The organism is Salipaludibacillus sp. HK11, from assembly GCF_047795645.1.
GTDB lineage: Bacteria > Bacillota > Bacilli > Bacillales > Salisediminibacteriaceae > Salipaludibacillus.
In genome coordinates this window covers 4,579,873-4,603,005 of sequence record NZ_CP181045.1, presented here as the reverse complement: position 1 = coordinate 4,603,005, position 23,133 = coordinate 4,579,873, and the positions used below count along the sequence as shown (strand labels likewise).

Below are 23,133 nucleotides of genomic sequence, written 5' to 3'. Positions count from 1 at the left end.
CTCAATCTTCTATTTTAACAAACTTTTCAGCTGAAATCGAAAAATGCTTGTAAATTTTATTCCAAATCAAGGAACTTTTCTTTAGGACACTCGTAAATACACTATAGAATGCCTATAAATGCTGTAGAAAAGAGGTCTTTACTTTGCTTAAAAAATTAATATTTTCAGGAGTCATATTAAGTTTATTTACAGCTTGTTCTTCCGATAATGAACAGAGCTATTTTGAAGATGAAGCACTTGAATTAGCTGTTCTTGAAGAAATGGATAACGCAGGTGGGAATTTAACAGAAGAAGAATTAGAGAAAATTGAGTCATTAGATGTATCCGATGCTGAAATTTCCAGTCTGGAGGGAATCGATGTTTTAAGCGAACTCCAGTACTTAAATATTAGTGGCAATGACATTGAGGATTTTTCGCCATTACAATCGCTAGATGAACTATCTGAAGTTCACTTAGGTGATATTTATTTCACAGGTGATATCGACGCACCTGTGTTGACAACAATTGAAGACTTTGAAGAAAGAGGCGTGGATGTCCATGCTAGAACAAGGCTATCGTTCGATGAGCATGACGGTCCATCAGAAGGTGTGTTTTATCGTGTCCAAGAAGAAGATCAAACCGTCTATCTACTCGGTTCCGTTCACGTTGGTGATGAAACGATGTATCCACTTCACGGTCAAATTGATGAAGCATTTGAAGAGGCAGATCACCTAGCCGTTGAAATTGATATGACTGAAATTAATGAAATGGAATCCGCACAGATGATGATGCAACATGCCATGAATGCGGACGGTCCAGCTTTATCTGACGTCCTTGATGAAGATGTATTTACCGAAATGGTAAATCAATTGTCCCCTCTAGGTTTGAATGGGGAAATGCTCGATCAATTTCAACCATGGTTTATCTCTATGCTCCTATCTGAAGCTGCAATAGGAGGAACGAACTTCACCGCAGATGATGGCATTGACTTGCACTTTCTTGAGCGAGCAAATGAAAAAGATCTACCGATCATTAGTCTCGAATCAATTGAAAGTCAGATTGAAACACTTAGTTCTTCTCCAGAGGAAGAGCAAATAGCTAGTCTTGAAAGTGCGATTGATTCACTAGATATTTATGAAGAAGAATTGACGCAAATGATTCGTATTTGGCGATCTGGGGATACTGACGTATTTGCGCAACTGCGGGAAATGGAACAAGACTCTGATGATTTAGCTATGGATGAAAGAGACTTGGCAATGACTGATCAAATTGAAGAGTTTTTAACTACTGATGATGGTGAGACATATTTCGTCGTTGTCGGCGCTCTTCATTTAGCTGGGGAAAATAGTATTGTCGATCTACTAGACAATCGGGGATACAATGTTGAACCGCATGATGATTTTAGGGCGGATGAGTAGTTTTCTAGAGTTAAGTTTAGATTAGTGATAATTTGAGTGGGCTCTTCATAAGACGCTTTGAGTCATTTTGAGAATTTTATAGATAAATAATGAAATTGACTAGAATAGATTCATCTTGTTTGGTATCTTGTAGCCTTTGGCGAGTTGATTTCGAATGGTAAGGGCACAAGTGCTTGCGACTTGTGCCCTTTAGCTTGTTCATTTGGGAAAGTTAGGGCTCAAGATGATTGCTCTTGTTACCTATGGCAAGCCGATTTCGATTCTTAAGGGCACAAGTGATGACGGCTTGTGCCCTTAAGCTTGTTGATTTGGGACGGATGGGGCGCAAGATGATTGCTCTTGTTACCTTTGCCGAGTTGATTTTGATTCTTAAGGGCACAAGCTATGGTAGCTTGTGCCCTTTAACTTGTTCATTTGGGAAAGATGGGGCTCAAGATGATTGCTCTTGTTACCTTTGACGAGTCAATTTCGATTCTTAAGGGCACAAGTGATGACGACTTGTGCCCTTTAGCTTGTTCATTTGGGAAAGATGGGGCGCAAGATGATTGCTCTTGTTACCTTTGACGAGTCAATTTCGATTCTTAAGGGCACAAGTGATGACGACTTGTGCCCTTTAGCTTGTTCATTTGGGAAAGTTAGGGCTCAAGATGATTGCTCTTGTTACCTTTGCCGAGTTGATTTCGAAGTTAAACATTCTTAAAGTATAAAAAAGTAGTACAAACCCTGGCCTGGGTCTGCACTACTAAGTATGTTTAATTCAATTCAACTAACTCTCCATGCGAAAGTGTTCGCTCAGTCATTTGTAGTCCTAGCTTTTTTGCAATTTGTATCAATCTTTCTTTTTCACCTTCCGTGACAATAGATACGACGGTTCCTGACTTACCTGCTCGTCCCGTTCGGCCAGAACGATGCACATATTGTTGAATATCATTTGGCAAGTCCAACTGAATAACGTGAGTTAACCCTTCAATATCAAGTCCTCTTGAAGCGACATCCGTTGCAATTAATACTGGAACGTCCCCACTTCTAAACTGATTAATCGCTTTTTCTCGCGCTTGTTTCGTTGTCGTTCCATGAAGAACGCCGACATGTTTCCCCCTAAATTCAAGACGCTCAGCAAACGTTTCTAACTCGTGAATGTCGTTTGAAAAAGCTAATCCATATAGTCCCTCAACGTTAACGAGCTTCCTAAGAATTTTTACCTTGTCTCGTCGTTCTGCGACAAGGTACGTATGATCAACACGCTCTAAATGATCAAGATCCATATTAATTCGAATTACTGATGGTGATTCGATTCTATCCTTTGCCTGTTTTTCTATATGCTTTGGAATGGTAGCAGAACATACAATAAGTTGAGTATCTTTCAAGACTGCTTTGATGAGATCATCAACTTCTCTAATATGCTCCTTAGCAAAAAGTTGGTCAGCTTCGTCTAGCACAACGGTCTTTACTTCATGGAGTTTTAATTTCTTACTTTTTACAAGTTCAATTAAGCGCCCTGGAGTCCCGACAATGATTTGCGGTTTTTTCTTTAATTTTTCTTGTTGACGTTTCACGTTTGCTCCACCGATAAGGGCAGCACCTAAGATACCGCTACCTTGCGACCACTTTTGAACTTCATCTAAGATTTGCATGACGAGTTCTCGTGATGATGCGACGATAACGATTTGCGCCTGCTTTATATCCATATTTACTTTTTGTAAGGCTGGTAGTAAGTAAGCCAATGTTTTTCCAGATCCTGTTGGTGCTTCCGCTATGATATTTCTACCTTCTATAGCTACTGGAACCATCTTTGTCTGAATCTCTGTTAAATCTGTAAAACCCGATTTTTCCCATGCCTCTTGTAAGAAGGGAGGTAAAGTCGGTATGATAGATGTTGAATTGCTCATTGATTTCTCCTTTTTTTTGAGAGGGTATAGTGTTACGAAGCTCTCATTTTCTGATTGTTATCTAGATTTTAACCTATTTTATGCAAAGAAACCAAATTTATATTTAGAGGTGTCTTATATTATGAGTATTTTAACCGTAAAAAATTTAAGTCATGGCTTTGGCGATCGCGAGATTTTTCATGATGTTTCTTTCCGACTTCTTAAAGGAGAACATATTGGACTGATAGGCGCAAACGGTGAAGGAAAGTCTACATTTATGAATATCATTACTCGTCAGCTTGACGCAGACCAAGGAAAAGTCGAATGGGCTAAAAATGTCCGTGTTGGCTTTCTTGATCAACATACCGTTCTTGAAAAAGGGCAAACGATGCGTGATATTCTAAAAACTGCATTTCAATATTTATACGACATGGAAGCCGACATGAATAGCATGTATGAAAAAATGGGTGACTGTTCCCCAGATGAAATGGAAACGCTACTTGAAGAAGTCGGTGTTATTCAAGACATGTTGACGAACAATGACTTTTACATCATTGATGCCAAAATTGAAGAAATTGCACGAGGGTTAGGTTTAGATGAAATCGGTCTCGAACAAGATGTGAATGATTTGAGTGGAGGACAACGAACGAAAATTTTGTTGGCGAAACTATTGCTTGAAAAGCCTGATATCCTCTTGTTAGATGAACCAACAAACTTTCTCGATGAACAGCACATTGAATGGTTAAAACGATATCTACAGGAATATGAGAATGCCTTCATTCTTATTTCGCATGACATTTCATTTCTTAATTCAGTCATCAACTTAGTCTATCATATGGACAATCAGTCGTTAGATCGTTACGTCGGTGATTATGATCATTTCAAACACGTCTATGAAGTCAAAAAGCAACAAGTCGAGTCAGCATATAAAAAGCAGCAAAAGGAAATCGCTGGTTTGAAAGATTTTGTTGCACGCAACAAAGCACGGGTAGCAACGAGGAATATGGCGATGTCAAGGCAAAAAAAGCTCGATAAAATGGATATGATTGAATTGACACAAGAAAAACCTAAACCTGAATTTAACTTTCTATTTTCTAGAACACCAAGTAAATTAATTTTCGAAGCAAAGGACTTGGTAATCGGATACGACGAACCGCTATCAGCTCCTCTGAACTTGCGGATGGAACGTGGACAAAAACTTGCTTTAACAGGAGCAAATGGGATTGGGAAAACGACATTGCTGAAAAGTTTATTAGGTGAAATCCCTTCGTTAAAAGGTTCCGTAGAACGAGGGGACAACTTGCACCTTGGTTATTTTGAGCAAGAAGTTAAAGAACAAACGAACAATACCTGCCTTGAAGAAATATGGGAAACCTTCCCTCATTTTTCACAAAAAGAAGTCCGCTCTGCTTTAGCAAAATGCGGATTAATGACGAAACATATTGACAGTAAAGTATCTGTATTAAGTGGTGGTGAGAAGTCGAAAGTTAGGTTGTGTAAGCTGATCAATAGCGAAACGAATCTACTAGTTCTTGATGAGCCTACCAATCATTTGGATGTCGATGCAAAAGCTGAATTAAAACGAGCACTCCAATCCTACAAAGGAAGTATCCTTCTTATCAGTCATGAACCTGAATTTTACCAAGACATCGTCACTGATATATGGAATGGCGAAACATGGACAACGAAAGTATATTAATTTTTTCTCCTCTCTGACTTAATAGTTGATTTCAGAGAGGGGACATTTTCAATTTTAGGTACCGACTACTTGATTCTCCACGTCGTTTCTCCCATTATTTTTGGCCGAATATAACGCATCGTCTGCTTGTTTAATAAGATGCTTACTTTTCATTGAGTTTTGTGGTGAAATAGACGCCACGCCCAAACTAATCGTTACAGATTTAAGTACACTTGATTTTTCGTGAGGTATTCTTAATTGTTCGACCGCTTCTCGTAGTTCTTCTGCCAGATCGTATGCATCTTTTTCTGAACTGTTCGGTAAAATTATTGAAAATTCTTCCCCACCATATCGAGCAAAAACATTTGAACTGCTTATTTTTCTTTCTATCGTTGCTGTAACTAACTTCAAGCAATCGTCTCCTGCATGATGCCCATAGTAATCATTAAAATCTTTGAAATAATCCAAATCAAGCATAATCAAAGAAAGCTGCTGTTGATGTTTTGTTGCTTCTCTCCAATGGTACTCCAACTGCTCATCAAAATAACGCCTATTAGCCACTCCTGTTAGCCCGTCTTGTTCGGACAATTTTTTAAAAAGATTATTTGCTTTCATCAACTTGTCTTGATTTTCTGTTAATTCTTGTTCGTAAAATTTACGTTGTGTAATATCTTGAAATTGAGAGATAAAATATATTGGTACTTCCTTGCTATTTTTAACAATCGATACATTTAAAAGGCACCATATCACCTTGCCGTCTTTATGAATGTATCGTTTTTCTATTTGATAATTATCAATAGTCCCATCTAATAGTTTCTCCGCCTTATACTTACTCTTTTCAACATCGGCACTATGAGTCAGATCTTCGAAAGATAGTTCTTTAAATTCATTTTCAGAATATCCTAGCATCTCTGATAACATTGGATTTGACAACATAAATTTACCTTCGATAGACACGAGTGCGATACCGATGGAGGAAAAACGAAATGCTTGTTCAAATAGTTGAGATGTATCTATATTACTTATCATCAGTCCCCCGCCTCCTATTTCTATGCTGCACTTCTGTATTATCGACTTAAATAAGTTTCTTCTAAACAGGTCATCATGTTCAATCACAAAGTCCTATTCCCTCTTTACGCATCTTATAACATGGTATTTTTTTACTATGCACATTACGTCCTTTAAAGTTAGAAACTTCTTTAACGGAAAAATGCCCGTCAATTGACGGGCACAAGTATATGATTTTTAATAACATTCCCTTTTATGGTCGATCCAATTCAAAGATCTTGCCTAGTCGCGAGTACTGTTTGCCACCTAACCTAGCTATTGGCATGAGCTTATCCGTTTGAACGACACCATCATTATAAAGATCATCATTGACTGTATAACTGACGATACGTCCAATAATAAAATCTGTCGCAGAATCTCCTTCTTCAAAAACAAGGTGTTTTTCCAATTTACACTCAAATCGCACCTTACTTTCTTTCAAAGAAGGAACACCGACTACCTCACTAACTATAGGAGAAAGCCCTACTTTTCCTACTTCACTTTGATCAGAAGGTAAGTTCATCGCTGTCTGATTCATCTTTTTCACGTTGTCCTCATCTACTCCATGAACGACAAACTCTCCCATTTGCAAAATATTTCTCGCCGTGTCCTTTTGCTGTCCTTCTTTTCTACCAATAGAAACAGCTAAAAGAGGAGGTTCTGCGGAAATTACACTAAAATAACTAAATGGTGCTGCATTTAGAACACCTTCTTTAGAGATCGATGTAATAAATGCGATAGGCCTAGGTGTAATTGCTGATGTGAGCAGACGATAATTATCTTTTTTCGACAATTGTTTCGGGTCGAGGGTTGTCATGGTTACCGTTCCTCCCCTTATTTTGTGTTGTTATCATACCAAGCTTTTGCGTTATCAACTTCTTCTCTTGTAAGTTGATGTCCTTGGTTTGCCCAGAAAACTTCTACTAATGCACCGGCTGCGCTTAATGTTTTCTCAAGCTCATCCGTTTCTTCAGGAGAACAAATTGGGTCATTCGCACCCGCCCCAATAAAGACAGGGAATCCTGTCATCTCAGGCAAGTCAATTCCTCTACGCGGAACCATAGGATGCAGAAGGATCGCATCATTCAACGGCTTTTCGAAATGATAAAGCAGACTTGCAGCAATATTAGCGCCATTTGAGTAACCTATTGCAGTCATGTTATTTCTATCAAATCCATGTTCTTTAGCTGCTTCATCAATAAACTCGTGTAGTTCCTTCGTTCGAAAAATCAAATCTTCCTCGTCAAAAATCCCTTCTCCTAGTCGTCTGAAAAAGCGATTCATTCCATTCTCATCAACATTTCCTCGCACGCTTAATACAGATGCCTCTGGATCAATCATCTCAGCGATAGGAAGCAAATCATTTTCGTCTCCACCTGTGCCATGAAGTAATAATAATGTATGATCGTTCCCCTGTTTCCCTTGTTTAAAAATATGTTTCATTTTGTCACGCTCCTTTTAAGTATCGGTACACTTGCAATATCATTTCTCCACTTTCAAAAAGTAAGTACTATCATTATAATACCTCCCCTAGCTTTTTTCAAAACATTTGCTTTTTACTTAAAAAAAACTACCTAAATCAATCACCTGCTTTAACAGCGTCTTTATTAACAACTTAAAATAAAATTTTTCACGATTATCCCCTAGTATTCACTTAAACAAATCCTGTACACTTAAGTAAGTGCAAATCGTTAAAAAGCAAAAAAATTCCATATAATAGAATAACTGAGCCTTTATTTAAAATATAGAATATAATCTCTATCTACGGAGGAAAACCATGCTGAATCAAGCAGAAGAAAAATTAAAAGAACACTTTGGCTACGATGATTTTCGCAAAGGTCAAAAGGATATACTTGAAAAAGTCTTTGATCATCAAAATACAATGGGTGTCATGCCTACTGGTGGAGGAAAATCAATTTGTTATCAAATCCCTTCACTACTTTTCTCTGGAGTCACACTTGTCGTCTCTCCGCTCATTTCACTAATGAAAGATCAAGTCGATGAGCTTCAAGAAGTTGGGATTGACTCGACATTTATTAATAGCTCGCTCCATCACGAAGAAGTTCGTGAAAGAATTGATGGAATCCGCCATGGAATTCACAAGCTTGTTTATGTCGCTCCCGAGAGATTAGAATCAGCTGGATTTTTACAAATGCTTCAATCTTTACCTATTTCATTAATCGCTGTTGACGAAGCTCATTGCTTATCCCAATGGGGTCATGATTTCCGACCTAGCTATCTGAAAATTCCAAGTCTGATCCAGCAACTGCCTGGTCAACCAGCAGTCTTAGCCCTAACAGCGACGGCTACGCCAGAGGTCACAGAAGACATATGCCAAGCTTTATCTATTTCACCAAAAAACGTTGTTCAAACGGGATTTGCAAGAGAAAATCTTTCATTTCATGTCGTTAAGGGGATGGATCGTGACAAATACATTAAAGATTATATGAAACGAAATAATCGTTATTCAGGCATCATCTATGCTGCCACTAGAAAAGAAGTCGAACGTCTCCATGAAAAATTGACACGCTTGGGAATCTCCGTTGGCAAATATCATGGGGGATTAACAACAGACGAACGCCGACAGATGCAAGAGTCATTCGTTTATGATGAAACGCAAGTCATGGTGGCAACAAACGCCTTTGGTATGGGGATTAACAAATCCAACGTTCGCTTCGTCATACATGCACAAATGCCAAGGAACATCGAAAGTTATTATCAAGAAGCAGGTCGTGCAGGCCGTGATGGTGAAGACAGTGAATGTATCCTCTTGTTTACACCTCAAGATATTCGCATCCAACAATTTCTCATCGATCAATCAACAATGGCAGACGACCGAAAAGAAAATGAATATACTAAACTTCAAGCCATTGTCAATTACTGCCATACAGAAAATTGTTTGCAAGCTTATATCCTCGAATATTTTAGTGACAGTGATATCAAACCTTGTGGACGTTGTTCAGAATGTGTCGACAACCGAAACACGGTAGACGTCACAAAAGAAGCACAGATGGTTTTCTCTTGTATTAAACGGATGAACGAGCGTTTTGGTAAAACAATGGTAGCTCAAGTTCTCGTAGGCTCCGCGAATAAAAAGATGAAAGATTTCTCTTTCACTAAATTATCTACATACGGATTGTTGAAAGATCGCACACAAAAAGAGGTTAGTCAGTTTATCGATTACCTCGTTGCCTCTCAATTTTTAAAAATGAGTGGTGGAAATTACCCAGTCTTACAGCTTACTGAAAATACTATCCCGGTGTTAAAAGGCGAAATCAAAGTCGAAAAGAAACAAGCGAAACAGACGACGGTCCTTGCCAAACAACACCCTCTTTTTGAGACGCTACGAGGGCTTCGTACTTCCTTAGCAAAACAGCATCAAGTTGCACCATACATGGTCTTTTCAGATCAGACTCTAAATGATTTATGCGCAAAGCTTCCTGAAACGAAAGAAGATTTACTGGAAGTAAAAGGTGTCGGTCAAATGAAAGTAGATTCGTATGGCGAACACTTTTTGCAAGCTATTGCAGAATTTTTGCATGCAAATCCAGATGAAAAGAAATCGTTCGACTTACCAAGTCGTTTAAAAAATTACGAACAAAAGCAAACTGACGGAATTGGCAACAAAAAAGATAAGACTCCTAGCTTTTTGAAAACAATCGAATTATTTAATGAAGGTTACACCATCGAACAAATCTGTGCAGCTCGCAATGTGAAATACACAACGATTCAAAGTCACCTTCTCCAAGCGGCAGACGATGGAATTGCCGTCGATTTCGATCGCCTAGTCAAACCAGAGCATATAGCTCAAATAAAGGAAGTAGTAGATCAAATCGGACTTGAAAATGGTATGAAACCAATCAAAGAAGCTCTCTCAGAAGAAATTGATTACTTTACGATTCGCGTGTTTGTTAATGATTACTTAGTCAAGGGATAGACAGGAAAGCCTATACGGCAGCTCCTTCCTACTGATAATTCGCTACCTACCATGCGTTCTCCATGATTTACCGTTTTATTTGTGATAAAATGAAAATAAGAAATAAGTAAATAGTTAACCACTAGGGGTGCCAATTGGCTGAGACAAAGCTTTGCTTGATCCCTTTGAACCTGATCTGGATGGTACCAGCGGAGGAAAGTGGAACACAGCGATAAATTGATCTAGTAGGTCAAATCAGCGCGGTTCCATTTGGAGCAGCGCTTTTTTATTTTCTAAAATCTCACTTTTTTTCAGAAAGGAAGACGATTATGCTACCGATTCACACGTTACGAACGAAAATTCAAGACACCTCACCGCTCATACACAATATTACGAATGTCGTTGTTACTAACTTTACAGCAAATGGACTTTACGCGATTGGAGCTAGCCCTGTTATGGCTTATGCCAAAGAAGAAGTTGAGAATATGGCAAAGGTTGCACAGGCATTAGTTTTGAACATAGGAACACTTACGAAGCAAGAAGTAGAAGCGATGCTCTTAGCCGGAAAAGCTGCAAATCTAGCAAGTACGCCAATTGTACTTGATCCCGTTGGAGTTGGTGCCACGCCATTTAGGACCGAATCTGCTAAAAAATTACTAACCGAATTAAACATCGCAGTTATTCGCGGAAACGGTGGGGAGATTGCCAATTTGATTGATCATTCTGTTGAAATGCGTGGCGTCGACTCTACCGCCAAGATGAATGACACCGTTGCAATTGCTAAAGAAGTTGCGAAAACATGGGGTACAATCGTCGCTTTGACCGGCGAATCAGATGTTATTACTGACGGTGACAGAGTCTATACCGTCGACAACGGTCATTTTCTCCAATCAAAAATAACAGGAGCAGGTTGTTTATTAAGTTCCGTTGTCGGAGCTTTCATCTCTGTTCACGATGATCTATTGGAGGCAGTCACTTGCGCAGTCGCATTTTATGGCATTAGCGCTCAGGTTGCGGCTGAAAAAGAACCCAATATGGGACCTGGTCATTTCCAAGTCCACTTTATCGATGCCCTATACCAATTAACTTCTGGACAAATCGATCATTGGGCTAACTTCAACAAGTCCATCATGGAGGGAAAATGACTATGACACCAAAAGTATTAACAATTGCCGGTTCTGACAGCGGAGGCGGTGCTGGTATTCAAGCAGATATAAAAACATTTCAAGAATTAAACGTGTTTGGAATGTCCGCGATCACTGCAATTACGGCTCAAAATAGCGTTGGAGTTCAAGGAGTTTATCCCGTTGATCCAAAGGGTGTTGCACAACAAATCACTTCAGTAATGGAAGATATCGGTGCTGATGCGGTAAAAACAGGAATGTTGTTTGATAAGGAACGAATTAATATCGTCGTAGATAAAGCGATTGAATATAAGTGGTCATCACTTGTTGTTGACCCTGTTATGGTATCAACTTCAGGCGCCAAATTATTACATCCAGAAGCTATGGACGCGTTAATTAATAATTTAATTCCAAAAGCGACAATTATTACACCAAATATTCCTGAAGCAAAAGAGATCACAAATATGCCGCTTACGACTTTAGACGAAAGAAAAAAAGCTGTGAAGGAAATGTTCAACATGGGTGCTCAATCCGTTTTACTCAAAGGTGGGCACAGCGAAGATGACACTGCTGAAAACATTGTTGATATCTTTTATGACGGACAAAATTTTCACTTTTTTTCTGTTCCATTTATCAAAACAGAACATACTCACGGAACAGGGTGCACGTATTCCGCAGCAATTGCTGCCAATTTGGCAAAAGGACTTCCATTGAAACAAGCTGTCCGTGAAGCAAAGCGATTTATTCATATAGCGATTGAACACGGTTATTCTCTAGGAAAAGGTCCAGGGTCCACCTACCATGCTGCTCATCGTATTTACCAAGAATCTCTAAATGAAATGAAGGTAGAAACAGAATGGTAGATCGAAATAATCTTTTTATAAAAAACGCGCTGAAGCTCTACTTCATAAGTGGAACAAATAATGTTAACAAACCGCTACCAGAAGTGTTATCCGAAGCTATTTCTGGTGGGATCACTCTTTTCCAATTCCGAGAAAAAGGGGACGCATCGCTAACAGGCCGGTCCAAACGGGAGATGGCTCTTAAATTGAAACAGATTTGTCAAGCTAATCAGATTCCTTTCATTATAAATGATGATGTTGAATTAGCATTGGAAATTGGAGCTGATGGCGTTCATGTCGGACAAACTGACGCAAACGGGCCTTTCGTAAGGGAGAAAATAGGCGATAATAAGATCCTTGGTATTTCAGCTCATACAATTGCTGAAGCAAAGCAGGCCGTCAAAGATGGGGCTGATTATATTGGAGTAGGTCCCATGTACCCAACCAATTCCAAGGCAGATGCTGAAGAGGCATGTGGACCAGAGATGATTTCTGCAATGCGTGAAGAGGGGATTACTATTCCAATCGTTGCGATTGGTGGCATTGATATTCACCGTACTAGAGGGATCGCACAGGCTGGGGCTGACGGTGTTTCAGTTATTTCTGCGATCGCTTCGGCGACTTCAGCAAAGCATGCTGCTGAACAGTTTAGGTTGGAACTAGAAGACCTTTAACTAAATCATTAAAAAGCCTAACAAAATATCTGTTAGGTTTTTTGTGCATAGCCACCCCTAAAATGCCAAAAATGGCTCATCTTCAGCAAAGAAGATGAACCATTACGTCGCCAGCTATAATTTGACTTCCAACGGGATATGTTCCCCAGCAATGCCATCAAAGTAACCTAGATCGGTTAATTTTAATTCTGGAATAACTGGTAAGCACATGAATGATAACGCGGAAAAGGGGTTAAAATCACCTTCAAATCCTAGCTTTTTCAGCCCTTCGTCTAATTGCTTCATCCCTTTATATGCATCGTTGGTAATTCCTGAAGACATAAGACCAGCAATGTTTAGTTGCAAACTCGCAACCACTTCGCCCGCTTTCACTAGCACCATACCTCCACGTATTTTCGCTACTTCTTCTATTGCTTTAAGCATGTCTTCATCATTAGTACCCGCTGTAACTAAATTGTGTGAGTCATGGGCGACGGTTAACGCAATAGCCCCTTCTGAAAAACCGAGTCCTTGAATAAACCCCAAACCGATATTTCCTGTGTAATGGTGACGCTCAATGACTGCCATTTTCATCAAGTCATTTGTCTCGCTTGCGATAAATACGCCACGATCTTGGGCAGGCTCGACGATGACTTTTTCCGTTACAAGACTGTTTGGTATCAGCTTAATCGCATGAACTTTCCCCGTTCCCGAAACAGTGATTTCCAAGCTCTCTTTCGTCACTTTCGGGAGATGAATTGTATTTAACAAATGCTCATCAGGCGTTACTACGGATTCTTCTTCCATCAGCATCTTTCCATTTTGTGCGACTAATTCACCATCCTTATATACATCTGTTATTGAGAAAGTAGTTAAGTCATCTACAAGCAAAATATCCGCTTCGTATCCTGGTGCTATCGCTCCCTTTGTTTTTAACCGATAACACTCTGCAGCATTCAAAGTAGCAAGCTGTATCGCCAAGATCGGGTCCAATCCCTGTTGAATCGCTAACCGAATGTTTTCATCAATACTGCCATGCTCAATTAGCTCGTCTAAATGTTTGTCGTCTGTACAAAAGAGAAACCTTCTTGCATTTTTTTCATTAACGAGTGGGATCAGCGCTTCTAAATCTTTCGCTCCGGACCCTTCACGAATCAACACATACAATCCTTTTCTTAATCGTTCCCTTGCCTCTTCTAATGTTGTACTCTCATGGTCCGTTGTGATCCCAGCTGTTCCGTAAATGTTCATCGCATGAGCATCTAATCCAGCTCCATGACCATCGATGACACGCCCTCGTTTCCTGGCATCATATAATTTATTTATCATTCCTTCATCTGCCTGAGCAGTAGAAGGGTAATCCATCACTTCCGCTAAACCTAATACTCGATTATGCACATAAAAAGGAGCCAAACTTTCTGCCGCTAACTTAGCACCCGAATTTTCAAATGGTGTTGCCGGCACGCACGAAGGTAGCATGAACAACGCATCTAGTGCGATTCCATCTGAGTCATCCAACATAAATTGAATGCCCGCTTCTCCTGATACGTTTGCAATTTCGTGTGGATCTGTCACGATCGTTGTGACACCATGTGGCACAACGACGTGAGAGAAATGACTAGGTGGCACCATCGAAGATTCAATGTGAACATGCCCATCAATCAAGCCTGGTACAATGAATTTCCCTGTTGCATCTACTTCTGTCGTTCCCGAGTACTCTCCTATACCGACAATCATTCCGTCATATATCGCTACATCACCATTCTCTATCTCCATCGTAAAAACGTTGACTATTTTTCCATTTTTTATAACTACATCAGCTGGAAGCAGTTTATTCGAAACTTGTATACGTTCCGATAATTTCGTTTTTTCATTCATCTTATCGCCTCCATTTATCTTTGTTCGAAAAAACTCCAAGGACAGTGAACCTTGGAGTTACTAGTTGTAAAGTAATTCTATTATAACGAGTTACTCGTCAGACGTCTATTCGTTTCCTGTAAATTGTCAGGTTACTTCACTGAGTTTATTATCCAACTTCTCGCTTTAATTGACTGAAATACAAATCTGCATAAAAGCCATCTTGAGATAAAAGCTCTTGATGAGATCCCTGCTCAATCAATTTTCCTTCTTGTAAAACAAGTATTTTATCTGCTTGTTGAATCGTATTTAATCGATGGGCTACGACAAAGCTCGTTCTCCCTTTCATTAATCGCTGTAAGGCCTCTTGAATTTTCAATTCGGTGACTGTATCGATGCTACTTGTTGCCTCATCCAAAACGAGAATAGCCGGATCTGCTAATAATGCACGAGCAATGGAAAGTAATTGTTTCTGCCCCTGACTAATACCGCCACCTTCAGCATCAATCTCTGTATCATACTGATTTGGCATAAAATCAATAAAAGAATGGGCATTAGCCATTTTCGCCGCTTGCTCAACTTCATCGTCAGTAGCATTTAATCGACCATAGCGGATATTTTCTCGTATCGTTCCTTGAAAAAGGAAGGAATCCTGGAGCACAAAAGCCATATGCTTTCGTAATGATTCTCTCTTAACCGTCGACGTATCGATCCCATCAACCGCAATCACACCTTGATCTGGATCGTAGAATCTTGATAACAAGCTAATCATTGTTGTTTTTCCGGCACCGGTTGGGCCGACAAAAGCGATGGACTCTCCTACAGAAGCATGAAATGAAATGTCATGTACCGTTTTTCCTTCTTGCTCATAGGAGAAGGATACATCATCAAATGTCACCTCTCCTCTTACGTTCTCTAACTCATCCATCTCGATTTCATCACTGATTTCATCTTGCTCATCCATAATTGAAAAGACACGTTCAGCACCAGCAATTGCAGAGAGTAATGTATTAAATTGATTCGCTAAATCATTCAATGGTCGTGTAAACTGTCTCGCATACTCTGCAAATATCACAATCACACCAATCGAGATCGCCCCGTTTAGGACAAAGATACCACCGACACCCGCAATAATCGCAAAACTTAAGTTATTAAGCATGTTCATCAATTTAGGAATAAATCCAGAAATCGTTTGCGCCCAAAATCCAGCTAGTTTCAATTCTTTATTTCGCTGGTCAAAACCATCCATCACTTTTTCTTCTTGTGAAAAAGTTTTGATGATTCGTTGCCCAGACATAGATTCTTGGATATATCCATTCAGTTCACCTAAATTTTTCTGCTGAGCCTTAAATAGTTTCCCCGTTCGATTTGTAATCCATTTCATCCCAATAACCATTAAGGGCACGATTGTTAATGTTATTAATGTCAATAATGGACTTAAGTAAAGCATAACTGAGATTGTCCCAACTAATGTCAATATACTAGCAAAAATCTGTATGACAGAACTATTTAACGTATTACTTACGTTCTCCATATCATTCGTCAACCTACTCATTAAATCTCCATGCCTCCGTTTGTCAAAAAACGGAATTGGAAGTTTATGAAGATGGTTAAATAACTGCGTTCGCATCGTAAACACTGTTTTTTGTGCAATCCGAATCATCCAAAAATGCTGTAAGAATACGGATATCGAATGAAGAAGATAAATAACTCCTAATCCAAGTAATACCCAAATAAGCGCAGATGTATCCTGGTCAACGATAAACTCATCAATCGAAAGTCCAACAATAAATGGGCCTAATAAAGCAAAGAAGGAGCTTAAAAAGATCATTAATAAAACGAGATATAACCGACCTTTACTTTCTGATAAGTAGTTCCAAATTCGTTTCAGTGTCCCTTTCCAGTCTTGAGCTCTTTTGCTCGTCGGCCCCTCATTGATTTGTTTGTTGTACTCCGTGTCTTCTTTCGGGATTTTATCATGCTTAAACGGGTCAAATAACTTATCTAACATCAGTAACCTCCTCCTTTCCGAACTGAGAATCGAATATTTTCTGGTAAAGAAGTGAGGTTTGCATTAATTCATCATGTGTTCCACTGGCGACGATCCTACCCTCTTCCATTAATAGGATTTGATCTGCATTCATCGTCGTGCTCATCTTTTGCGTGATCATGATCGTTGTACACGAGTAGTTCTTTAATGCTTGAAATAGTTTCTTCTCTGTTTTTACATCTAATGCACTTGTACTGTCATCAAAAAGTAGAATTTTTGGTTTGCGAATAAGTGCTCTTGCAATCGAAAGACGCTGCTTCTGCCCCCCAGATAAGTTCACACCTCTTTGGCCAATTATTGTTTCCGAACCATGTGGAAGTTCAACAATTGTGCCATGTATTTGTGCGTCCTTTAAGGATTGATTAATCTCCTCTTTTGAAGCATCTTCCTTCCCCCACAGAAGGTTCTCTTCAATCGAACCGGTAAATAACATCGCTTCTTGAGGGACATATCCAATCTGTCGCCGTAAATGCTTTAACTTCATTTTTCGTATATCGTGTCCATCGATCCTAATCGTTCCACTATCAATATCATAAAGACGAGGTATAAGTTGAAACATCGACGTTTTCCCAGAACCTGTCGCGCCTAACACGGCGACATTTTCGCCAGGTTTGACTTGAAATGAAACATCGTCTAATACAAACCTCTCTGTATCAGGATAGCGAAACGATACGTGATCAAACTCAATTTGTCCTTGCGTAACCGTAGGCATATTTGGTTCGTCATCTGCATCGTTTAAATCTACTTCTGCATCTAACACATCCATTATTCGTTCAGATGAAGCGCGTGCTCGCGAAAACATCATGATAATCATTGAAAAAATCGATAATGCTCCCGTCATACGGGTCACATAGTTAATAATCGCAACTACTTCCCCGACGGTCGCTCCACCAGTATTCACACCAAAACTCCCGAACCATAAAACGGCAATAATACTTCCATTCATTACGAGCAGAATAACTGGCATCGTCGTTTCGATTAATCGCAGCGCCTTCACTGTTTTGGTACGAAGTTCATTTGAAGCAATCGTAAAACGACTTGATTCATATTTACGACGAATAAATGATTTAATTAACCGAATCGCAGTTAAGTTCTCCTGAACTACATTGTTTACTGTATCCACACGCGACTGTACAGCTTTAAACAGACCTCCAGCTTTTTGCATAATCAACACTAAGAAAACGACAAGAATTGGAATTGTCACAATCAAAATAAGAGCAAGTTGGACATTGACAAGTAAGGCCATAATAACCGATCCAAAAACGAGAAGCGGTGCTCGTAACATGATTCTTAAACTCATAAATATCGTATTCTGAATGAGATTGACATCGTTGGTCATCCGCGTCATCAGCGTAGACGTCGGAAATTGGCTAAAATTTGAAAATGCAAACGCCTGAACTTTCTCGAATAACTTACTTCTCATGTCAAAGCCGGCATTTTGACTTACATGTGCAGCGTAAAAAGAATTCGTTACTCCGGCAGCGAAAACTAGTAATGATAATCCAATCATTACTCCTCCCCATAACATCACAACCGATAAATCTTCTTGCATGATACCATCATCTATAATTTTCGACATCAATAACGGTTGTACGAGTTCAACTGATAACTCGACGATTGTTAAAGTTAATGCCACGGTTACCGCCAGGCGATAAGGGCCTAAAAAAGAAAATATAGTATTTTTCATTTAACTTCGTCCTCTTCATTTGAATCACTGATAGATTCATTTGTTCTCTATTCTCGACATAATTTAACAATTCTGTTTATCACTCTATCATATTTTTAAGAAAAACGGTTGGTATACGAGTTGATAATTTGAAAACGCTTAAATATAGTTGAACAGCGACAAGCAAAAGCCTGTCGCTGTTGATAGTTCATTCCAGGTAATTTTATGCAAATCGGTAATAGATCAATAAAATTGTTGCTAAGACAAACAAAAAGTTTAAAAAGATAAACACGATTTTTTCCCAAGGAGATCGGTGCATGTTGATCGGTGGCTCATAAAACGAAACTCCTTCGATAATAAACGTAATGAGAATGATATGAATCATAAAATGCCCGATGATTTCTGTCATACCAAATAACATTGTCGTCGATATGAAAATTAATGTTAACACGAGTGCCAATAAGCGATTTAGCAGTCCGACAACCAGTAGATAACCTACAACAAATTCAATATAGGCAGTTAATATGACAAACGTTTCTGGGTTAAATCCAAACGTTGGAACACCGTGATTTATGATTACATCTGTTGCCATCGTTGGATAAACGAGTTTTTCTACTGCTACCCAACAAAGGGAAAGTCCAGTTGCCAAGTATAAAACAGGAAAACTCCAAGGCTGAAGCTTTGTGCTTTGAAAAAGTAATACAAAAATTACAGCAAGATAAAAAGCATAGTCAAGCATATGAAAGAGCCCATACTCCCATGTTGTGATTCCAAACAAGAGCAACAGAAGCACTCCCGCTCCTCTAGAGGCAATCTTATGCGGGATTAATAACAAGACAACAGCAACCCAAGGTGCAATAGCCCAAATGTCAGATGGGGCCATCAACTCTGGTGCGAAAAGTCCGCCTGTAAGAATTTGAATGATGATTGCGATAGCTGCACCGTATTTTATAATTGGGAACGTATAAGGCCTAAATTCAGCTAAGCGTTTTTCCACTTTTAAAAACGGTTTATATGCCATGATTTTTGGCATGATCTGTGGTAAAACAGCGATGATTCCTGCTGTCACAATCGCTAATGAGATAAACATTGGGCTAATTATTTGTTCGATTGGTGCTCTCTCTGGTTCAACTTCAGTAAACCATTTCACGTGTGCATGAGCAATAATGGTTGGAACAAATAATAACCCCATTAACAATAAGGTAAATTTAATGATAAACGATTTCAACGGTCGAACATCTCCTTCTTTTATGTATTTCTCCGACTAGACAATTATCGTAACTTTCTTGTCTTTAGGATTACTCTCTTCAGCTATTATAACCCAATTCTTATTGTTGTTGAATAATGGAAACACATTCGGATTGCGGGAAAAAGTTAAAAAAACGCTCAAAATATATGAGCGCTCTTTTCATCAATCGATCGCTTGTTTTATTATTAACCCATATTCACAAGGATTTAACTTAATTATTTTCGTCAGAATCCACTTCATTAATGACTGAAACAAGCCGCTCCATGCCTAATTTTATTAAGTCTGGTTTTGCATTAGTAAAGTTTAAGCGAAGCGTATGTTGATTTGGTTTTTTCACATAGAATGGTACACCTGGAACATAAGCGACACCATTATCGACAGCAGTCTTAAGCAACTTTGTTGCGTTAACATGTTGAGGCATCGTCACCCACAAAAACATTCCTCCGCGCGGTTCCACATAACTTACACCTTTATTTTCAACACTGTCAAGAATTCCTTTCATCACATGCATTCTTTCTCTATAAGCAGAGATCAATGTTTGTATATGACCATCGATATCAAAATCATTCACTAAATGAATCAACGCATGTTGCGATAATGAGTTCGTGTGTAAATCTGTCGCTTGCTTTGCCTGAGCCATCAACCTGATAATTTGATGAGGCCCGACAATCCACCCTGTTCTCAACGCCGGAACGACTGTTTTAGAAAATGTACTCGTGTAAAGCACAAATTCATTGTCATCCATCGAAGCAAGTGGCGGAACTTTCTCGGCAGCATCAAATTGAAGGTCACCATATGGATCATCTTCGAAAATAACGACATGGTATTTTTTAGCTAATGCAAGTAAATGTTTTCGTCGCTCGAGTGACCACACTTTTCCGTCTGGGTTAGAGTATGTCGGAACAACATAAATACACTTTGGCTTTAATCTCCAGATTTTGTCCTCAAGGTCATCTTGAAGCATTCCGTCATTATCCGATTTCACTGGTACGATATTGACCTCATAAGAATTAAACACTTGCAAGGCAGCAAGATATGTTGGATTCTCTGTTAACACAATATCACCAGGGTTGAACATAATCCTTGAAAACAGATCTATCGCTTGCTGAGAACCGGAAGTCACTAAAATATCTTCCGCTTTTCGATCGATTCCCTTTCTCAGCATTCGTGTAGCTAAAATCTGACGGAGCTCCGTCACGCCTTCTGTTTCCGCATATTGTAGCGTTTTATTTCCAGATGTCAGTGCTTTATCGAATGCCTGACGTACAGCTTCAACTGGAAAAAGATCCTCATCCGGGAGTCCCCCGGCAAATGAAATTACATCTTCTTTATTTACAACTTTTAAAATATCTCTAACAGCCGAAGATCGCATGTAACGAACTCGTTGTGCAAAACCATATTTCACGAAATTCCCCATCCTTTGTAATGATATAATACTAAATTAGTATGAAAAATCAGACAATAAATATCATAACATATTCACTTGGGTTTTTGCTGTGAAATTTGAGATTGAGTGAACAATTTTAAGAGGGACTGTAACTAGATAAATGATGGTGTTGATGCATATATTTGGACTATTTGAGGCAAATGAACTTACTAACAATGCACGAACATTAGTTCGTTAAAAATCTTTGTATGTTCTCTTGTTTTTTGAAAATGAATTTTATATGATTAATTCAGAACAAACGCTCTGTTGCGAAACAGTTCTCACTACGATCTCTTCCTCGATTTATTCGAAGTACTTTAACCACCTCATTTATTGCTTTACATAGCAGCAGAGCAATCCCTTTGAATGGAATGATATTCATGCTTTTGTATAAACGTTCCGAACCTTTTGAATTACAAACCCTTCGCTCTCTAAAACCACGCATCGATTTTTCAGAAACATTTGAAAGACATTTTGAATCTCTAGTGAGAGGATATGAAGGCGAACAACTTTTTGATGACATGTTGGGTCAATTATCAATTAATTCTCTGCTTTTGCCAGACTTGAATTTAGAATCAAATCGAAGCTTTTTTCAAATCGATACGCTCTATTTTACCGCCACTGCGACTTACCTTTTTGAAGTGAAAAATTTTCAAGGGGAATATTATATTGAAAAAGACAAGTGGTACGCTTCTTCGGGGTATGAAGTTCAAAATCCCCACCTGCAAATAGAACGTGCCGCAACTTTATTTAGGCAAGTATTGCAATCGATGAGAGTTAATATCCTCGACTTAAAGTGTTATATCATCTTTCCAAATCCTCAATTCACTTTGTTTAATGCCCCTCGAAACACAATTATGATTCTTCCAAGTCAATTGCCAAGCTTCCTAGAAAAAATCAATCACCAATCCCAGATTGTTAGCAAACAAAAAATCAATATTGGGCATCAGTTACTGTCTAAACGTTTAGACAAATCACCTTATATGAGAATTCCAGAATTTGAGTATGATCAGCTTAAAAAGGGAATTTTTTGCCCTGGTTGTCTTTCTAGGATGGGGAAAAGTAACCGTGTAAAATTTATTTGCTCTCGATGCACTTACTCTGAGTTTGCACAAGATGGGGTGATTCGAAGTTTAAAAGCTTTTGAGTTACTTTTTCCAAATAAAACCTTAACTACAAAAGATATATTTGATTGGTGTGGACAAATGCCTTCTAAGAAATTAATTCAGAAAGTTTTTTCTCTCTATTATAAGCCAACAGGGCAAACTTGGAATACCAATTATATTAAACAGCGCTCTTTCCCTAAAGAATAAGAGAATGCTAGCTTCGTTTAGTCCAAATCTTTCCGTTTTACTCTCTACTCCCTTTCGTTGCGCTTCGTTCGGATCGAATTTCCTTGTTTCGCGCTCTATCCCCTTTCGTCACGCTTCGTTCGGATCGAATTTCCTTGTTTCGCGCTCTACTCCCTTTCATTGCGCTTCGTTCGGCTCCAATCTCCTCGGTTCGCGCTCTACTTCCTTGCGTAACGCTTCGTTCGGATTGAATCTTCTCGGTTCGCGCTCTACTCCCTTTCATCGCGCTTCGTTCGGATCGAATTTCCTTGTTTCGCGCTCTACTTCCTTTCGTTGCGCTTCGTTCGGCTCCAATCTACTTGTTTTGCGCTCTACTCCCTTTCGTCACGCTTCGTTCGGATCGAATTTCCTTGTTTCGCGCTCTATCCCCTTTCGTCACGCTTCGTTCGGATCGAATTTCCTTGTTTCGCGCTCTACTTCCTTTCGTTGCGCTTCGTTCGGATCCAATCTACTTGTTTTGCGCTCTACTCCCTTTCGTCACGCTTCGTTCGGATCGAATTTCCTTGTTTCGCGCTCTATCCCCTTTCGTCACGCTTCGTTCGGATCGAATTTCCTTGTTTCGCGCTCTACTTCCTTTCGTTGCGCTTCGTTCGGATCGAATCTTCTCGGTTCGCGCTCTACTCCCTTGCGTCACGCTTCGTTCGGAACGAATTTCCTTGTTTCGCGCTCTACTTCCTTTCGTTGCGCTTCGTTCGGATCGAATTTCCTTGTTTCGCGCTCTACTCCCTTTCATTGCGCTTCGTTCGGCTCCAATCTCCTCGTTTTGCGCTCTACTCCCTTGCATCTCGCTTCGTTCGGATCAAATCTCCTCGTTTCGCGCTCTACTCCCTTGCGTCACGCTTCGTTCGGATCGAATTTCCTTGTTTCGCGCTCTACTCCCTTGCATCTCGCTTCGTTCGGATTGAATCTTCTCGGTTCGCGCTCTACTTCCTTGCGTAGCGCTTCGTTCGGCTCCAATCTACTTGTTTTGCGCTCTACTCCCTTGCATCGCGCTTCGTTCGGCTCCAA

General features: G+C 39.4%; 18 protein-coding genes and 1 riboswitch. Of the genes, 7 read left to right on the top strand and 11 right to left on the bottom strand.

Translation table 11 applies throughout. The annotated features are described in order from the left end of the window. Positions 1–143: 143 nt before the first annotated feature. Complete coding sequence (locus ACM26V_RS21760; RefSeq protein WP_416148863.1) at positions 144–1,397, top strand: TraB/GumN family protein; 1,254 nt, start codon at positions 144–146, stop codon at positions 1,395–1,397. 752 nt (positions 1,398–2,149) lie between these two features. Here ACM26V_RS21760 and ACM26V_RS21755 read toward each other — a convergent pair. Beyond that, positions 2,150–3,286: a DEAD/DEAH box helicase gene (locus ACM26V_RS21755; protein WP_416148862.1), complete on the bottom strand. Its 1,137-nt coding sequence runs from the start codon at positions 3,284–3,286 to the stop codon at positions 2,150–2,152. Between the two features lie 121 nt (positions 3,287–3,407). Here ACM26V_RS21755 and ACM26V_RS21750 point away from each other — a divergent pair, with 121 nt between their 5' ends. Next, the gene (locus ACM26V_RS21750) at positions 3,408–4,964 is read left to right on the top strand and encodes an ABC-F family ATP-binding cassette domain-containing protein (RefSeq protein ID WP_416148861.1); all 1,557 of its coding nucleotides are present in this window, start codon (positions 3,408–3,410) and stop codon (positions 4,962–4,964) included. A gap of 54 nt (positions 4,965–5,018) precedes the next feature. On the opposite strand, the gene ACM26V_RS21745 is transcribed toward ACM26V_RS21750, so the two are convergent. The 3 genes from ACM26V_RS21745 to ACM26V_RS21735 all read right to left on the bottom strand — a co-directional run bounded on the left by ACM26V_RS21745 (position 5,019) and on the right by ACM26V_RS21735 (position 7,433). Beyond that, positions 5,019–5,972 (bottom strand): diguanylate cyclase, encoded by a 954-nt coding sequence (locus tag ACM26V_RS21745; protein WP_416148860.1) that lies wholly within the window; start codon positions 5,970–5,972, stop codon positions 5,019–5,021. 232 nt (positions 5,973–6,204) lie between these two features. Beyond that, positions 6,205–6,807, bottom strand: coding sequence for a flavin reductase family protein (locus ACM26V_RS21740; RefSeq protein WP_416148859.1), 603 nt, complete (start codon positions 6,805–6,807; stop codon positions 6,205–6,207). Positions 6,808–6,824: 17 nt separating this feature from the next. After that, complete coding sequence (locus tag ACM26V_RS21735; RefSeq protein WP_416148858.1) at positions 6,825–7,433, bottom strand: alpha/beta hydrolase; 609 nt, start codon at positions 7,431–7,433, stop codon at positions 6,825–6,827. A gap of 334 nt (positions 7,434–7,767) precedes the next feature. Here ACM26V_RS21735 and recQ point away from each other — a divergent pair, with 334 nt between their 5' ends. The 4 genes from recQ to thiE all read left to right on the top strand — a co-directional run bounded on the left by recQ (position 7,768) and on the right by thiE (position 12,546). After that, positions 7,768–9,927: a DNA helicase RecQ gene (recQ, locus tag ACM26V_RS21730; protein ID WP_416148857.1), complete on the top strand. Its 2,160-nt coding sequence runs from the start codon at positions 7,768–7,770 to the stop codon at positions 9,925–9,927. 113 nt (positions 9,928–10,040) lie between these two features. Then, positions 10,041–10,141, top strand: a riboswitch (TPP riboswitch). Between the two features lie 94 nt (positions 10,142–10,235). Beyond that, complete coding sequence (gene thiM / locus ACM26V_RS21725) at positions 10,236–11,051, top strand: hydroxyethylthiazole kinase (protein ID WP_416148856.1); 816 nt, start codon at positions 10,236–10,238, stop codon at positions 11,049–11,051. 2 nt (positions 11,052–11,053) lie between these two features. Then, entirely contained in the window at positions 11,054–11,893 is an 840-nt protein-coding gene (gene thiD, locus ACM26V_RS21720; RefSeq protein WP_416148855.1) for a bifunctional hydroxymethylpyrimidine kinase/phosphomethylpyrimidine kinase, read from the top strand. Further along, entirely contained in the window at positions 11,887–12,546 is a 660-nt protein-coding gene (gene thiE / locus ACM26V_RS21715) for a thiamine phosphate synthase (protein ID WP_416148854.1), read from the top strand. The genes thiD and thiE overlap by 7 nt, the downstream gene beginning before the upstream one ends. 114 nt (positions 12,547–12,660) lie before the next feature. On the opposite strand, the gene ade is transcribed toward thiE, so the two are convergent. The 5 genes from ade to ACM26V_RS21690 all read right to left on the bottom strand — a co-directional run bounded on the left by ade (position 12,661) and on the right by ACM26V_RS21690 (position 20,752). Beyond that, on the bottom strand, positions 12,661–14,403 hold the full coding sequence (ade, locus tag ACM26V_RS21710) for an adenine deaminase (RefSeq protein WP_416148853.1): 1,743 nt from the start codon (positions 14,401–14,403) through the stop codon (positions 12,661–12,663). A gap of 148 nt (positions 14,404–14,551) precedes the next feature. After that, a complete protein-coding gene (locus ACM26V_RS21705; RefSeq protein ID WP_416148852.1) occupies positions 14,552–16,393 on the bottom strand; it encodes an ABC transporter ATP-binding protein in 1,842 nt (613 codons plus the stop codon). Further along, positions 16,383–18,119 carry an ABC transporter ATP-binding protein gene (locus ACM26V_RS21700; RefSeq protein WP_416148851.1) on the bottom strand — a complete coding sequence of 579 codons (1,737 nt, stop codon included), beginning with the start codon at positions 18,117–18,119 and terminating at the stop codon, positions 16,383–16,385. The genes ACM26V_RS21705 and ACM26V_RS21700 overlap by 11 nt, the downstream gene beginning before the upstream one ends. A gap of 202 nt (positions 18,120–18,321) precedes the next feature. After that, the gene (locus tag ACM26V_RS21695) at positions 18,322–19,326 is read right to left on the bottom strand and encodes a DoxX family membrane protein (RefSeq protein ID WP_416148850.1); all 1,005 of its coding nucleotides are present in this window, start codon (positions 19,324–19,326) and stop codon (positions 18,322–18,324) included. Between the two features lie 232 nt (positions 19,327–19,558). Beyond that, positions 19,559–20,752, bottom strand: coding sequence for a PLP-dependent aminotransferase family protein (locus ACM26V_RS21690; RefSeq protein ID WP_416148849.1), 1,194 nt, complete (start codon positions 20,750–20,752; stop codon positions 19,559–19,561). 392 nt (positions 20,753–21,144) lie between these two features. Between ACM26V_RS21690 and ACM26V_RS21685 the strand changes: the two genes are divergently transcribed. Beyond that, complete coding sequence (locus ACM26V_RS21685; protein ID WP_416151943.1) at positions 21,145–22,086, top strand: nuclease-related domain-containing protein; 942 nt, start codon at positions 21,145–21,147, stop codon at positions 22,084–22,086. Positions 22,087–22,123: 37 nt separating this feature from the next. Here ACM26V_RS21685 and ACM26V_RS21680 read toward each other — a convergent pair whose 3' ends face one another. Continuing rightward, positions 22,124–22,348, bottom strand: coding sequence for a hypothetical protein (locus ACM26V_RS21680; protein WP_416148848.1), 225 nt, complete (start codon positions 22,346–22,348; stop codon positions 22,124–22,126). 225 nt (positions 22,349–22,573) lie between these two features. After that, the gene (locus ACM26V_RS21675) at positions 22,574–22,909 is read right to left on the bottom strand and encodes a hypothetical protein (protein WP_416148847.1); all 336 of its coding nucleotides are present in this window, start codon (positions 22,907–22,909) and stop codon (positions 22,574–22,576) included. Positions 22,910–23,133 lie beyond the last annotated feature (224 nt).